Source organism: Paraglaciecola sp. T6c (genome assembly GCF_000014225.1).
Classification (GTDB): Bacteria; Pseudomonadota; Gammaproteobacteria; order Enterobacterales; family Alteromonadaceae; genus Paraglaciecola; species Paraglaciecola atlantica_A.
The window spans coordinates 4,296,089-4,311,169 of sequence record NC_008228.1 but is presented as its reverse complement, the minus strand read 5'-3'; the positions used below and the strand labels follow the sequence as shown (position 1 = coordinate 4,311,169).

General features: G+C 44.5%; 11 protein-coding genes. 6 read left to right on the top strand and 5 right to left on the bottom strand.

The window, feature by feature from the left end:
* Positions 1 to 33: 33 nt before the first annotated feature.
* Complete coding sequence (locus tag PATL_RS18365; protein ID WP_011576310.1) at positions 34 to 1,227, bottom strand: GAF domain-containing sensor histidine kinase; 1,194 nt, start codon at positions 1,225 to 1,227, stop codon at positions 34 to 36.
* A 733-nt stretch (positions 1,228 to 1,960) separates the two neighbouring features.
* Here PATL_RS18365 and PATL_RS18360 point away from each other — a divergent pair.
* From PATL_RS18360 to ung, 6 genes are all read left to right on the top strand, one after another.
* Positions 1,961 to 2,461 (top strand): Hsp20/alpha crystallin family protein, encoded by a 501-nt coding sequence (locus tag PATL_RS18360; RefSeq protein ID WP_011576309.1) that lies wholly within the window; start codon positions 1,961 to 1,963, stop codon positions 2,459 to 2,461.
* 87 nt (positions 2,462 to 2,548) lie between these two features.
* Entirely contained in the window at positions 2,549 to 3,934 is a 1,386-nt protein-coding gene (gene glgC / locus PATL_RS18355) for a glucose-1-phosphate adenylyltransferase (protein ID WP_011576308.1), read from the top strand.
* A 693-nt stretch (positions 3,935 to 4,627) separates the two neighbouring features.
* Positions 4,628 to 7,090 (top strand): bifunctional aspartate kinase/homoserine dehydrogenase I, encoded by a 2,463-nt coding sequence (gene thrA, locus PATL_RS18350; protein WP_011576307.1) that lies wholly within the window; start codon positions 4,628 to 4,630, stop codon positions 7,088 to 7,090.
* The gene (thrB, locus tag PATL_RS18345; protein ID WP_011576306.1) at positions 7,090 to 8,085 is read left to right on the top strand and encodes a homoserine kinase; all 996 of its coding nucleotides are present in this window, start codon (positions 7,090 to 7,092) and stop codon (positions 8,083 to 8,085) included. Before thrA ends, thrB begins: the two co-directional genes overlap by 1 nt.
* A gap of 48 nt (positions 8,086 to 8,133) precedes the next feature.
* The gene (thrC, locus tag PATL_RS18340; RefSeq protein WP_011576305.1) at positions 8,134 to 9,417 is read left to right on the top strand and encodes a threonine synthase; all 1,284 of its coding nucleotides are present in this window, start codon (positions 8,134 to 8,136) and stop codon (positions 9,415 to 9,417) included.
* 30 nt (positions 9,418 to 9,447) lie between these two features.
* Positions 9,448 to 10,116 (top strand): uracil-DNA glycosylase, encoded by a 669-nt coding sequence (gene ung, locus PATL_RS18335; RefSeq protein ID WP_011576304.1) that lies wholly within the window; start codon positions 9,448 to 9,450, stop codon positions 10,114 to 10,116.
* Here the strand turns inward: ung and PATL_RS18330 are convergent.
* From PATL_RS18330 to ccoG, 4 genes are all read right to left on the bottom strand, one after another.
* Positions 10,100 to 11,554: a sensor domain-containing diguanylate cyclase gene (locus PATL_RS18330; RefSeq protein WP_011576303.1), complete on the bottom strand. Its 1,455-nt coding sequence runs from the start codon at positions 11,552 to 11,554 to the stop codon at positions 10,100 to 10,102. The genes ung and PATL_RS18330 overlap by 17 nt on opposite strands.
* A gap of 330 nt (positions 11,555 to 11,884) precedes the next feature.
* Positions 11,885 to 12,508: a thiol:disulfide interchange protein DsbA/DsbL gene (locus tag PATL_RS18325; RefSeq protein ID WP_006994201.1), complete on the bottom strand. Its 624-nt coding sequence runs from the start codon at positions 12,506 to 12,508 to the stop codon at positions 11,885 to 11,887.
* Positions 12,509 to 12,641: 133 nt separating this feature from the next.
* The gene (locus PATL_RS18320; protein ID WP_011576302.1) at positions 12,642 to 13,607 is read right to left on the bottom strand and encodes a serine/threonine protein kinase; all 966 of its coding nucleotides are present in this window, start codon (positions 13,605 to 13,607) and stop codon (positions 12,642 to 12,644) included.
* Positions 13,607 to 15,034 carry a cytochrome c oxidase accessory protein CcoG gene (ccoG, locus tag PATL_RS18315; protein ID WP_011576301.1) on the bottom strand — a complete coding sequence of 476 codons (1,428 nt, stop codon included), beginning with the start codon at positions 15,032 to 15,034 and terminating at the stop codon, positions 13,607 to 13,609. Before ccoG ends, PATL_RS18320 begins: the two co-directional genes overlap by 1 nt.
* Positions 15,035 to 15,081: the final 47 nt, after the last annotated feature.

Genomic DNA, 15,081 nt, shown 5'->3' with positions numbered 1-15,081 from the left:
TAAAACAATAGACGCGCTAGACATCATCATTCACTAACCTTCAATCGCATTCATGCCAATAGTTGCCTGAAACGTGAACGTCGTTCTGCTGTCGTCTGAGCAAACGGATAATGTACCGTCATGAGCAGAGGTGATTTGGGAAGCAATAAACAAACCCAAACCTAGGCCGCCGGTTTGCTTGTTGCTTTCATTGCGCCAAAAAGGTTGAAACAGTTTATCAATCACCTCTGGTTTTATTGGCTCGCCGCCATTACTCACGCTCAGTGAGAATAGTCCGCTCTCTATCTGTGATGTCACCTCAATAGCTTGCTGCGGGTCGCCATGCACAATGGCGTTGATTAACAGGTTAGATAGCAACTGGGCGATTCGCTCAGGGTCGCAATTAACCGAGCCCTTGATATCAATGTGAGTCTGTATTTCACGCTGGGGGTGCAGCCCAGAGAGCTCATCAACGGTATGGGTAAGAATATCTTCTAGGTTGTTCACCGTCTTAACGTTTAACTGCATGCCGTTACCCATTTTACCTCGGGTTAGGTCCATCACATCGCTAATCAAGCGTTTCATTCTTGTTGCGCTGCTGTCCATGCGTGCGAGTATTTTTTGAGAGGTGGCGTCCGTTACTTGGTCTTTTAAAAAACTGACCCCCATAGTCAAAGCAGATAATGGTGTTCTTAAGTCGTGCCCTAGAATGGCAATGTACTGCTCTTGAAGTTTGGCCGCTGCTTTCTCGTTGAATAACTCGGATTGGGCAGTGATGAGCTGTTCGTCAACTTCAATCTGGCGAGAAATCAACTCAGCGAATGACTTAATTTGTTGTTGAATCTCAACCGTTTTCAACTTTATCGGTAGGGGATCTAAACCGCACAGCGTGCCGAAAAAATCACCGTCTTTATTGTAAATGGGAAACGAAAAGTAGCTTTCAAACCCATACATGATTGGAATTTCGCTTTTGCTGTAGTGATCATCTTTTAGAGCATGTTCAATAACAATCGGCTGAGTTGACCTTTTTACCTGAATGCAAAAGGTGGTAGATATATCAAGCTCGTCACCGGGAAGAAGGTTGAAGTTGACTTGATCGAATACCGCGCAGGTCGTCCACTTCTCATCTGTAACCCGTGCAATGCAAATGAAGCGCAATCCGGTGGCATCTGACAGCATCTTCATTATATGCGGCACAGCTTCTATAGACTGGATAGTCTGAATGTCTTTTTCAATTAACGCGTTCATTACGTACTCTTTGCTTTTCGCTCTTTTGGCTTATGACTGTTTACGACCTGTATATATTGTCATTCTATGGTCGATAAATCACTGAAGATTTTTAGTCATAAATGTCGGCGGTTTAACCGCTCTGCCACTTCGGCGGGATATTTAGTAAAACCAAATGACTTCTTAAATGACATTAAACCGTTTACTTCATCTTAAGTCTCTCTTTGAGAGAAAAAATTGTTGATATTGTCAGTTAGCGTTTATATCTATGGCCACTTTAACAAGTCTGTTCGCAAGTTCATTTTTCAAGGTATTTGACACAAGTTTCGCAAACATATTGCATTAAAACATTACTTAAATATCAGGGGGCAGGTCAGGGTTTTAGATGGCGGCACTCGGTATATTGGCTCTGGGTGAAGCAGTGTTACTTATACATTTATTTCCATGTAAAGCCCAACGCCTAGTACTAAGATATAACGTTTTATCAAAAGCGGTCTCAATTTATGCTCGCTGCTTATCCACTTATCCACTTATCCACTTATCCCCTTATCCCCTTATCCCTTTCATCCTTCCACTCTGGTCATTCATCCTGTGTTTTTATAATGATTTACAAGCGCTCAATAAAACAACAATGAATGTTGATCTGGATCAAGATGAGGATCAATAAAATCGAGTTTAATTTTATTAGCTGATAGGCGATGTCGTGCTAGCAAGCTTATCAGTCAACCCAATTCAAATTTTTGATAGGAGATTGATGATGAGTAATATCAACTTAACGAATCGTTCTACTGACAAAAAACCTTCCGGCCAGTTTCCTCATTTGTTTGGCCAACATTTTTTGGATGATTTTGTGCAAAACTTCAGTTCGCATTTTCCGTTCGTACGAGAGACACCAGCAAAGGGGGAAAGCAAACTAGATTTTGTGGATCCAAAGGTTGATATCACTGAGAACAAAAAAGCGTATACCTTAACCGCCGAGTTGCCCGGCCTTGATAATGACGACATTACCTTAGATTTATCCGACGGCATCTTGACTTTGAGCGGTCAGAAGAAATACGAAAATGAAGCTGACAAGGACGACAATATTCACATTATGGAGCGTAGCTACGGTAGCTTTCAACGCAGTTTCAGTTTACCGGTAAGCGTTGACCAAGATGCGATAAAAGCCGAGTTCAAAAAAGGCTTGCTCAAGGTGACTTTACCCAAATCGGTAAAAGCTCAAGAGCTGCAACGAAAAATCGAAATTTCTGGTTAAGGTTCGCTAAGTGAGTCATTTACTAAGCGTTAGCGCTTAACGAACAGTACAACACTTGGTCAGGGACGACCTTTATCGGAGCTTGTTATGAATGTGGAAGCAGATATGCAAACGGTAGTAAAAGACACCTTGGTATTAGTGCTTGCTGGCGGTCAGGGGTCGCGCCTTGATGGGCTAACGGAGATGCGCGCTAAACCCGTATTAGAGTTTGGCAGTCATTGTCGAATTATTGATTTTCCTCTGTCTAATTGTGTGAACTCAGGGTTGAATCAAATTGCCGTGCTGACACAATATAAATCGCAATGCTTAATACGTCACTTGATGAACCATTGGGGACGCTTGAACAGCAATGTCGGCGGTTGTTTTGATGTGCTGCCTGCTTCCCAGCAAAATGACCAGAGTTGGTATCAAGGTACTGCAGATGCTTGCTTTCAAAATATCGCCTACATCAAGGGGAAAGCGCCTAAGTATGTGATGATCCTCTCGGGTGATCACGTTTATCAAATGGACTACCGTAAACTGTTAGCTACCCATGTGAATAACAACGCAGATATGACGGTGTCTTGCATCGAAGTGCCCACTAAAAATGCTGCCAAACAACTCGGGGTACTCAGTGCTGCGCGTGATGGTCGCATTACTGCATTTGCTGAGAAACCTGATACACCTCACGCGTTAATTGATGCACCAGATTACTGCTTAGCGTCGATGGGTAATTATGTTGTAAATGCCGATGTGTTGTATTCATTGTTAGAAAAAGACGCGAAAGTCGCTGATTCTGCACATGACTTTGGCAAGAATGTGATCCCTAGCATTATTCAGCAACATCGCGTTTTCGCTCATCGTTTTCGCGATCCTAGCGGCGATCAAATACCTTATTGGCGAGACGTCGGTACCTTAGACAGCTATTGGCGTGCCCACTTAGATTTACTCAATAACCGCGACATGCTTAATTTTACCGACCCTGCCTGGCCGATATGGGGCAGTGCGTTCGCAAATTCCCCAGTGGAGATCACAAACAGCTCTGACTTGGCTAAGTGTGACATTAAGCAAGTACTCATCGGCTCAGGTTGTCGTCTAGACAGTTGCAGTGTTACACAATCGGTATTGTCTACTAACTGCAAAATCGATCCTTGCGCTGTAATAGAAAGATGTGTGTTGCTGCCTGACGTCACAGTCGGCTTTGGCGCTAAATTAGAAAACGTGATTGTGGATAAGGGGGTAAATATACCGGCTGAGTTTGTACTGAATGACAAAGACATAGCTCAACAGCAAGGTTTTACCGTCACCCCAAAAGGGATTGTGCTTGTAACGCAAAAAGTGCTGGATACCCTTATAGATAAGGAGCAACCCGATGTGATGCCCAAGCACATACTTAAATTGTGCGGTGACGAATGGCTAACCGCAGGTGGAAAGACGAACCAACCGCTTGCAGAAGTGCCCGAGAAGGAAACAGGTCGTCGCTCTGCGTCTTAACGCTAGATTTTATTCAGAGCATAAAAATAGAAAGAATGGGCGCGTGGTTTATTACAAGCGCTGTGGCCATAGGAAAACGGTAAAGTTAAAAAAACTCGCTAGTTATAGGTTATAGCTATCGCGCGTGAAGTGGAAATACTCCAATTAAGTGACACTTAGTAGGTAATAAGCCGTTAACAACGCCTATATAAATAAGCCGTGTTAAAGATACTATTTGCTAAATAAGCAACAACAAAAACACGCGCGAACCTCATTCAAGCTATTATTTTTCTGCCTGTAACAAATAAAGCGGTTATGAATTTTACCGATTATCCACGCTTTCACACGCTTATTAGCCCCAATTAATCATTAAGTGTATGATTTTATTAAGTAACAACTAAATCTTCCGTTATTTCTTTAGATCTAATCTGTGGATAAAAAATATCAAAACAAGACGTCTAGACGGTTGACATATAGACGTCTATACGGCAAATTGAGCTCCATGAACGTAGATTCGAAAATAATAACAAGCACCATCGGCATGATTATGATTATTACCTCTTTGAGGTGATCGCTGGCTTGTGCACATAAAACAGACATAAAGCCCGCAAATATAGCGGGCTTTTTTGTTATTTAGCGCAGCAAAAAGTTAATTAATGGTTGTTTCGACGCGGTGAAAGCCCTGCGTAAACAACCACCAGAGGAGCAAAATAAATGAAGGTGTTGAAGTTTGGCGGTTCGTCATTAGCTGATGCAGAGCGTTATTTACGGGTTAAAGATATCTGTTTGGATACCCACGCAAGCAACGGCGCAGCTGTTGTGTTATCAGCCCCTAAAGGCGTAACCAATGCGCTATCTCTGTTATGTGAAGAAGCGGGTAGTGGTAAAGATTACGGCGAGTTGTTCGCTAAGCTGAACATGGTGCTTTTCGGTATTTTAGATGATTTAAAAGATACCCTACCTGAATTCGATGACAGTGAACTTGCCCCTTACATTCAACGCATTTTGAATGAGTTGAATCAACACCTTGAAGGTTTTGCGCTATTACGCTGCGCGCCTGAATCTGTGGTCGCTAAGATTTTGAGCATTGGCGAGTACATGAGCGTTAATATCTTCAGTCAGATACTGACCACCCTTGGCACCAAAAACCAAATTATCGACCCAGCTGAATTAATTTTAGCAGAAGGCGATTACCTCGATAGCATCGCCGATGTGGCCGTGAGCAAAGCACGTTTTAGTGACGTTGATAGCTCAGGCGACGTAGTGCTTATTATGCCAGGCTTTGTGGCCGTAAATGCCGAAGGCGAGAAAGTCACGCTAGGGCGCAATGGCTCTGATTATTCAGCCGCTATTTTAGCTGCGTGTATCGATGCCGAATGTTGTGAAATTTGGACAGACGTTGATGGCGTTTATAATGCCGATCCTAACCAGGTTGATGGTGCGGTATTGCTCGATAAACTGACTTATCAAGAAGCCATGGAGCTTTCTTATTTCGGGGCGAAAGTACTTCACCCGAAAACCATCGGGCCGATTGCACAGCACCACATTCCCTGCCTTATTCGTAATACGCTTAACCCAGCGGCTCCTGGCACGCTTATCAGCAACGAAAAGAGCACCAAGTGGACGAGCGTTAAAGGTATTTCGCATCTGGATGACATGACCATGTTTAATGTGGCGGGCCCAGGTATGAAAGGCATGGTTGGTATGGCCAGCCGTGTATTTGAAGTGATGTCGAATGCGAATATCTCGATCAGCCTTATTACGCAATCTTCTTCTGAGTACAGCATCAGTTTTTGTATTCATAGTAAAGATGCCACCCGTGCTCAAGACTTGTTAGAAGACTCGTTTGCATTAGAGTTAGCGAATAACTTACTCGACCCGATTGAAGTACGTCATGATTTAGCGATTGTGACCTTGGTCGGTGACGGTATGCGCCATTCACAAGGCTTGGCGGCTAAGTTCTTTAGCTCATTAGCACAAGCGCGGGTAAACAACGTGGCGATTGCTCAGGGCTCGTCTGAGCGTTCAATTTCAACGGTAATTGAAAGCAGCAAAGCGAGAAAAGCAGTGAAAGTGGTTCACCAGAATTTCTTTTCAAATTTACACGCGATTGATGTGTTCTTAGTGGGCTGTGGTACGGTCGGCAAAGAATTGTTAGGGCAAATTGCTCGCCAGCAAGCGGTGCTACTTGAACGTGGCATAAGCTTGAAAATTTACGGTATCGCCAACAGCCGCAAACTTTTATTAGAAGCGGGCGGAGTGGACTTAAGCGCCGATTGGACAAGCCAGCTAAATGCTAGCGAGCAGTCGCTTTCTGTTGATGCTTTGCAAAACTTTGTGATGCGCAACAGCTTGGTAAACCCGGTGGTGATTGACTGCACTAGCAGCACAGTGATTGCTGAGCTGTACGTTGAGTTAATGAATAGCGGCTTCCATGTCGTTACGCCTAACAAGAAAGCCAATACTGCGTCTTACGCATATTACCAGCAATTGCGTGAAACAGCGCAAAATACTAATCGCCAGTTCTTGTATGAAACCACAGTAGGCGCGGGCTTACCGGTAATCGATAACTTGCAAAAACTGATTTACGCCGGGGATGAACTTCAGCGCTTTGAAGGCATTTTGTCAGGTTCATTGTCATTTGTATTTGGTAAGTTAGATGAAGGTCTAACGCTTTCTCAAGCCACTGAAATTGCTAAAAAGAACGGCTTTACTGAGCCAGACCCGCGTGATGATTTAAGCGGCACGGATGTGGCCCGTAAACTATTAATTATGGCTCGCGAGGCTGACTTAAAGCTTGAACTTGAAGACATTCAAATTGAGCCTGTGTTGCCATCGCACTTTGACGATAGCGGTAGCATCGACGAGTTCATGGCAAAGCTACCTGAGCTAGATGCCCTGTACACAGATAAAGTTAACGCGGCCAAAGAAGAAGGCAAAGTACTGCGTTACGTAGGCTCTATCAGCAAAGGTAAATGCGTAGTCTCGATACAGGCGGTGGGTGAGGATCACCCTCTGTTTGTGATCAAAGAAGGCGAAAATGCGTTGGCGATCCACAGTAATTATTATCAGCCTATTCCTTACGTAATACGTGGTTATGGGGCGGGCGCTGCGGTAACAGCTGCAGGTGTTTTTGCTGATGTACTTAGAACCATGCCATGGAAGCAAGACGTGTAATGAGCGAATTAAATGACATGATGGGTAAAACGCTGCGCGCTTTTGCCCCAGCTTCAACAGGTAATGTTAGCTTAGGCTTTGATTTGCTAGGCGCTGCGTTGAAGCCCGTTGACGGCACAGTGCTTGGGGATGAGGTTGACCTTGAATTGGCTGACGAGTTTAGCCTTGCGGTAGAAGGTGCTTTTGCTCATAAATTACCAGCGGATCCTGACACCAACATAGTGACCCGTTGCTATCAACACTTTGTAAAAGTGATGAGCGAAAAGGGCGTCGAGCTGCCGCCAGTCAAAATGACCTTACATAAACATTTGCCTATTGGCAGTGGTTTAGGGTCAAGTGCGGCATCGGTTGTGGCCGCACTGCATGGTTTAAATGAATTTTACGGCCAGTTATTGGGCGAGGTGCCATTTAACCAACATGAATTGCTGCTTATTATGGGCGAATTGGAAGGTCAGATCAGTGGCAGTGTACATTATGATAATGTCGCACCCTGTTACTTAGGTGGCTTGACCTTAATGGCAGAACAAGCCGATACGCTTGCCTTACAATTGCCAACGTTCAAACATTGGTATTGGGTGGCGTGTTATTCAGGTATTACGGTATCAACCGCAGCGGCAAGAGATATTTTGCCGAAGCAGGTGTCTATGCCAAATACGTTGAAATTTGGCCGTCAGTTGGCTGTTTTTGTGGATGCGCTTTATCGCCAAGACGAGAAGCTCGCGGTGAGTATGATGACGGATGTTATCGCAGAACCTTATCGCAAATCTTTATTGCCGCACTTTGATGAGTCACGTGAGTTTGCGATGCAAAATGGCGCTATGGCGTTTGGTATTTCAGGATCTGGGCCGACCGTATTTGCCGTGTGCGACAACCTTGAACAGGCGCAAACCATCAGTTCGTGGTTGCAAGAGAATTATATCCAAAATGACACCGGCTTTAGCCATGTGTGTCAGCTTGATGAACAAGGTGCTGTGGCAAAAGACATCAGCGCCTAGCATAATATTAAAATACGCTTAGTTGAATAAGCACATAAGGTAAGAAACGTGGAACTAGTTAATTTAAAAGACCCTTCGGACAAAGTTAGCTTTGCACAAGCGGTTAAAAAAGGGTTAGGCAAAAACCAAGGGTTATATTTCCCTACTAGTTTGCCAAAATTTGATGATATCGATGCCATTCTTGATATGCCATTTGTTGAACGCTCGGTTGAAATTTTAAGCCAGCTGATTGGTGATGAAATCCCTAGAGATCGTTTACAGGGCATCGTTGAGCGCGCTTTCGCATTTGACGCGCCATTGGCAAAAGTAACAGATAATATTTACAGCCTTGAGTTATTCCACGGTCCGACACTGGCGTTTAAAGATTTCGGCGGCCGCTTTATGGCTCAATGTTTAACCGAAATTGCCGCTGGCGAAAAAATCACCATTTTGACTGCTACCTCTGGTGATACTGGCGCTGCCGTTGCTCATGCATTCCATGGTTTAGATAACATCAATGTGGTTATCTTATTCCCGAAAGGCAAAATTAGCCCACTGCAAGAGAAGCTATTCACCACCTTAGGTGACAACATTCACACTGTCTCGATTGAAGATGACTTTGATGCATGTCAGCAAATGGTAAAAAGTGCGTTTGATGATGTTGAAGTGCGTGAAGGTTTGCACCTTAACTCAGCTAACTCCATTAACATTAGCCGTTTAGTCGCGCAGGTTTGTTACTACTTTGAAGCCGTTTCTCAGCTAAGCAAAGAGCAGCGTGATGATTTGGTTATCTCAGTACCTAGTGGCAACTTCGGTAACTTGACCGCCGGCATGATTGCGAAAACCATGGGCTTGCCTGTTAAGCACTTTGTGGCTGCTACTAACTTGAATGATACCGTGCCGCGTTATTTGAAAACCGGTGAGTGGGATCCTAAAAGTACCGTGGCGACTATGTCTAACGCGATGGATGTTAGCCAACCAAATAACTGGCCGCGTATTGAAGCCATCATCGAGCAAGGTTATTTGTCACGTGAAATACTGTCAGGTGACATGGTTGACGAAGACTATACCCAAGTGGCTATGCGTCAACTTGCCCAGTTAGGCTATGTGACAGAGCCTCACGCGGCGATTGCTTACAAAGCACTGCTTCGCCATATGGATGAAGGCGATACAGGGATATTCCTTGGTACGGCGCACCCTGCTAAGTTCCGCGAAACGGTCGAAAACGTATTGGGGCAACCGATTAGTTTACCTCAACCTTTGGTTGACTGTTCTACCAAAGAAAGCTTTGCTGTGGATTTACCAAGCGATTATGACGTGTTGAAAAAGCACTTGTTTAGCCTACTAGGCTAAGCGGTTTTATAACGCTATAAGGCAGGGTAAATGACGCAAGCCGCAACATGGCACACGCTACTCGGTGAAGAAAAGCAGCAAGCTTACTTCACCGACATGATGAACTTTATTGCTAGCGAACGAGCGAACGGTAAAGTGGTTTATCCCGCCGCTAAAGACGTATTTAATGCCTTTAGTTGCACCGAGTTTAATCAAATCAAAGTGGTTATTCTTGGGCAAGACCCTTACCACGGGCCTAATCAGGCCCATGGTTTGAGCTTTTCAGTACAAAAAGGCGTGAAAACACCCCCTTCTTTGAAAAACATGTACAAAGCACTGCAGCACGATTTTCCTGATTTTGTGGTGCCTGAGCATGGCTGTTTGCAATCTTGGGCTGAGCAAGGTGTATTTTTGCTTAATACAGTGCTCACCGTTGAGCAAGGTAAAGCCCATTCGCATGCCAAGATTGGCTGGGAGAGATTCACCGACAAAGTGATTGCACTTATCAATGAGCATGCTCAAGACGTGGTATTTCTGTTGTGGGGCAGTCATGCCCAGAAAAAGGCAGGGCTTATTGATGCCTCAAAGCACCATATTTTAACCGCTGCGCACCCATCCCCATTATCTGCTTATCGTGGCTTTTTCGAATGTGGGCATTTCGCTCAAACCAATCAAATCTTGCTCGACAGCGGACGTACGCCTATCAAATGGCAGATTTAAGTTCCACTCCATCTTCATTAACGACTGTATTTCGACCTCTTTGTTTGGCTTTATACAACGCGCTATCGGCTACGTTAAATAGCTCTGTGAAGTTCTGATTACGCTTAAGCTGTGCCACACCAAAACTACATTCTATCGGCTGACCAGGAGCGACTTCGGCGGCGTTAACATTGCTCAAAATCCGCTGTGCTACTTGCTGAGCATCGTTAATGGTTGAATCTGGCAGTAGCGCCACGAACTCATCGCCGCCGAAACGCCCTAGTAAGTCTGTGGGGCGCAGGGACAGTTGCGCCGCCCGGCAAACCCTCTGCAAGGCCTTATCGCCAGCACTATGGCCAAAGGTGTCATTTACTTTTTTGAAGTTATCCATGTCAAACATGATAAGTGACAACGGCACCTCGTCATTTTGGCTGCGATTTACTGCTCGTTCAGCTTGTTGCATAAAATGTTGACGCGACGCAGCTTGGGTCAGTGCATCAGTGGTGACGATAGCTTGCAGTTTTTCGTTGTGTGCCATCAATGCGGGGACAGCAATACCGAATAGGGCATTGGAAGCAACGATCACAATGGCAAATTGATAAATTAAGGCGAATTCATTTAATCCAAAAATGTTGACGAATAGCGCGATGATAATGCAGCTGTAAGTTAAGCTGAGTAGGTTGAACAGTGCGCTTTCCGTGCATGCTATCCACATATGCGGCAGCACGAGCAGGAAAATAGCAAAGGCACTCGCTTGTTGACCTGAGTACTGATTGAGTATAGTGGTTAGTATGACGAGTAAGGTGACGACGATAATTTTATGCGGGTACTCGGAGCTGGTTGTGGTTTGATTCGGGCTTAGATATTGTTCGAGATCAAAGCGCTCATGTGAGAAATATCGACTAAGTAAAGCACCAAAAAGCGGCGCTAATACCAACACACCCACATAATCACCGATCCAAAAGGGTAACCATGCTTGGCCTATTTCAGACGCAGTCATCATATTGCTGTAAATCAAGCTGAAGATCACCAACATAGTCGTAACAAGTGACCCTACGCCGGTGTGAATGATATACAGGATAATCAGCCCAGGTGTACTGAGTTTGTCTTGACGGGCTACCCAAGCAAATAGATATGCACTCAACCAGTAAGGTAAAATATGGGCCAAACCGAACAAAAGACCCGCTTGTATCATCTGGGGGGGATTTAGCGGGAGGGAATACTGGATGCAAGTCAGTATGGTCACTATCACTGCGCACAGCATAAGCGGTATAATTGCCCTGATACCGATAATTAATAGAGCTGCGTAGGTTAAGCCTGACACGGGAAACCACACACTTGCGTGGGCGGTGTATTCCATCAATTGTGCTAACAGCCAAACAATTAACCATAACGCGACAAACGCGACAGCACGATACCAACGAGAGGGTAGAACGTTATCTGACGCATACTCAGGCATAAATGGCTTACCTTCGGCTTTCAGTGGAATGAATAATTCAACCTAACCTAATCAGGGTTTGTAAAGTACTGACCGATACATAGTGAATATCGCACAGCGAATTTCAAAGCGCACAAGTAGTATTATATTGACACAATGAGGTTCTCTGTCACCCTTTTTTAAAAGGGAAATACCGCTCAACGTCAAGCATAGCAATGTGTAAGGTGTTTTAATTTACCGGTTTGAAATGAGAATTCACGTTAATAAATGGCCATAAAAAAAGCCCCTAAAACAGCAAGTGCTTTTGGGGCTTTTTAGTCAGCATGCGCTGACAAGATTATGTCGTGAGAATTATTTTTGTTTCGACAACCACACAATCAAATTAACAATGTCGTCGTTGTTCATATCACGGGTAAACTTAGCTTGGTATTTGCCGTTAACGATGAAGTTAGGTACCCCACGCAGGTGACTGCGGTATTCCTGAACGAGCTTATTGTTCTTTTTCAACATGCTGTTGACGCCAAAGCTACTCACAAGCTTATCGAAATCCGCTTCTTCTACACCGTTTACCATAAAGATATTTTTTAAATCTTTGATGTTGGTGATAGGTGATTTCTGTACATGAATGTAACGGAAAATAGCGGTACTTAGAGAATCTTCTTTCTTCAATGCGCGAGCAACCATAAGGGCACGACTGGCATCGTCTTGGGTTTCACCGCTGGTAAAGCCCATGAAGTTCACGTGTACTTTTTCGAATTTTACATCGTCACCCATTTTCTCTTGGATCTTTTTAGCGATGGGTTCGAACTGAAAACAATGTGGACACCAGTAAGAGAAGAATTCATTGATGACAGGTTTGTCAGTGGCGGTTTCGTTGATGATGGTGTAATGCTCACCTTCTTTCCACGTTTCTTGGGCGCATGCTTGAAGCGGCACTAATACCGCAATAAAAAAAGCAAGTATGATTTTTTTCATTGTTAATTCATCTCTTTAGTAAAAATAACTCGGGGCAGATTAGCATAGCTAACATAAAATGCCGACTGCACTTTGTAAGCAGTTATATGAAATTTATCTTATTGCGCTGGCGATTAACAGAATCTGAATAAGCTTAAATACGAAGTTCAGTTTCCTGCAAAGCGGAGAACTGCTCTTTAAGCGCGAGTATTTGTTGTTCCCAATACTTAGGCTCAGCGAACCAAGCAAACGCCTGAGGAAACGCAGGGTCTTGCCAACGTCTATGCAACCACGCCATGTAATGCACCATACGCATAGCACGTAGAGGTTCAATTAGGCTTAACTGTCTGGGGTTAAACTCACAAAACTCATCGTAGGCCTCGACTATGGTGCTTAACTGAAGCGATTGAGCTTGACGATCGCCTGATAGCATCATCCACAAATCTTGTACGGCTGGGCCATTACGGCAATCGTCTAAATCCACAAAGGTAGGTCCATCGCGCCACAAGATATTACCTGGATGACAATCACCATGTAAACGCATCATGTCGCTTGTGTGGTAACGCTCACTAGTCAGCGCGACCACTTGCTCTAAAATAGTGAAAAACGCTTCGTGTAAGCTTGATGGAATAAGCTGACTATTTTGTAACTCAGCCACTGACTTCACCAAATAATCGTCAATATTAATGGTTGGTCTGTGGGTGAATAAACGTGATTTAGCCACTTGGTGAATACGCCCAATAAAACGGCCCATCCACTCAAGCTGATCCAAATTATCAACTTCAAACTGACGCCCACCGACGGAGGGGAAAAGTGCAAAATGATAGTCTTGGTATAAGTGTAGGCTCTTGCCGTTGATCACGAGGGGCGCGACGACAGGCACTTCATGTTCAGCGAGTTCTAACGAAAAGCTGTGCTCTTCGTTTAGTTGTGCTTCACTCCAGCGCTGGGGCCGATAAAACTTTGCCACATAACGCTTACTATCTTGGCCAACAAACTGATAAACGCGATTTTCATAGCTGTTGAGAGCGAGCAAACCGGATTCCACTAATACGCCTTCAGATTCGATGGCATCTAAGATGAGGTCTGGCGTTAGCTCGCTAAAATTAAATGTACTCATCAACGATACAAGAACTTAGAGGTTTGCTCGATAACGGCGTCCTCGTCTTCTTGAGCACGAATGGTAAAGCTAAAGGCCGTCACAGGATCTTCTAATTGGTACGGGTCGATTGCAATACTGATTGGCAGGTTATATACCTCACCGCCCATTACCGTGACACTTTGTTCCCCTATATATCTGTGGCCTTCAAGACCATTCACTGCAATATTAAAATGTTGAGTATGCTGTGATTTATTGAGTATTTTAAGGGTGTATACGTTTTCTATTAGGCCGTCGTTGGTTTCACGATAAAGGGCGTTACGATCTCGAATAATGTCGACTTCCAATGGTACTCGGCTTAACAGTTCAAAGACCAGCAGGGCACTCATTAAGACTAATACAACGGCATAACCCATGAGTTTCGGGCGAAATATTTTAGTTTGACCGCCCGCTAACTGAGTTTCAGACGTAAAACTGATAAGCCCTTTCGGGTAATTCATTTTGTCCATTACACCGTTACAAGCGTCAACACAGGCGCCACAGTTGATGCACTCGTATTGCAGACCGTTACGGATATCGATACCTGTGGGGCACACTTGCACACACAAGTTACAATCAACACAGTCACCTAAGCCTTTGGCAGCATTTTGCTCACGAGTGGCCTTGCGCGAACGTGGGCCGCGTTGTTCCCCGCGCTGTGCATCATAAGCCACTGTGAAGGTGTCTTTGTCGAACATGGCGCTTTGAAAACGTGCGTAAGGGCAAATGTGGGTACACATGATTTCACGCATGTATGCGGCGTTACCATAGGTACAAACTGCGAAAAATAGCACACATACGGTTGCCCAAAAACTTGAGGAAAAAGTAAAGAAGTCGACGAATAAGGCGTCGATAGGCGTAAAATAGCCAACGAAAGTGAGGGATGTAAGCAGCGCAACACTCACCCAAGCAATGTGTTTCAAGGTTTTGCGGATAAACTTGTCTGTGTCCATTTTGCGCTCATCTAATTTGATGCGCTTGTTACGACTGCCTTCAATTTTCTCTTCAAACCAAATATAGATGAAGGTCCATGTGGTTTGCGGGCACATAAAACCACACCATACACGACCAGCAAACGTCGTAACGAAAAACAAGGCGAATGCGGCAACAATGAATATCCAGGCTAGCAGCGTTAAGTCTTGTGGCCATAGGGTTAAGCCAAATATTTGAAAACGCTGAGCGCCGATATCAAGCAAAATGGCTTGGCTACCTTCAAATTGCAACCACGGCAGAATGGCAAAAATAGATAGAAACACTAAACCAAAGAAGCGCCTGAAGTTTTCTAGGGCACCTTTAACCGCTCTCACATAGATTCGATTGCGAGGTGTGTACTGATCATTGTGTTTGCTTTTGTCAGGGCGATGCACCTGAACCGGGGAAATATCTTTTACGGGAATGCGGTCACTCATTGCTGCTCCTTGACTGAACCGAGATGCTTAAGGCACATAATCGCGGC

Excerpts from the sequence above, each read along its gene's own strand:
- PATL_RS18360 (WP_011576309.1), top strand. The coding sequence starts at position 1,961 with ATGATGAGTAATATCAACTTAACGAATCGTTCTACTGACAAAAAACCT.
- thrB (WP_011576306.1), top strand. The coding sequence starts at position 7,090 with ATGAGCGAATTAAATGACATGATGGGTAAAACGCTGCGCGCTTTTGCC.
- PATL_RS18325 (WP_006994201.1), bottom strand. The coding sequence starts at position 12,508 with ATGAAAAAAATCATACTTGCTTTTTTTATTGCGGTATTAGTGCCGCTT.
- PATL_RS18365 (WP_011576310.1), bottom strand. The coding sequence starts at position 1,227 with ATGAACGCGTTAATTGAAAAAGACATTCAGACTATCCAGTCTATAGAA.
- PATL_RS18320 (WP_011576302.1), bottom strand. The coding sequence starts at position 13,607 with ATGAGTACATTTAATTTTAGCGAGCTAACGCCAGACCTCATCTTAGAT.
- glgC (WP_011576308.1), top strand. The coding sequence starts at position 2,549 with ATGAATGTGGAAGCAGATATGCAAACGGTAGTAAAAGACACCTTGGTA.
- PATL_RS18330 (WP_011576303.1), bottom strand. The coding sequence starts at position 11,554 with ATGCCTGAGTATGCGTCAGATAACGTTCTACCCTCTCGTTGGTATCGT.
- ung (WP_011576304.1), top strand. The coding sequence starts at position 9,448 with ATGACGCAAGCCGCAACATGGCACACGCTACTCGGTGAAGAAAAGCAG.
- thrA (WP_011576307.1), top strand. The coding sequence starts at position 4,628 with ATGAAGGTGTTGAAGTTTGGCGGTTCGTCATTAGCTGATGCAGAGCGT.
- ccoG (WP_011576301.1), bottom strand. The coding sequence starts at position 15,034 with ATGAGTGACCGCATTCCCGTAAAAGATATTTCCCCGGTTCAGGTGCAT.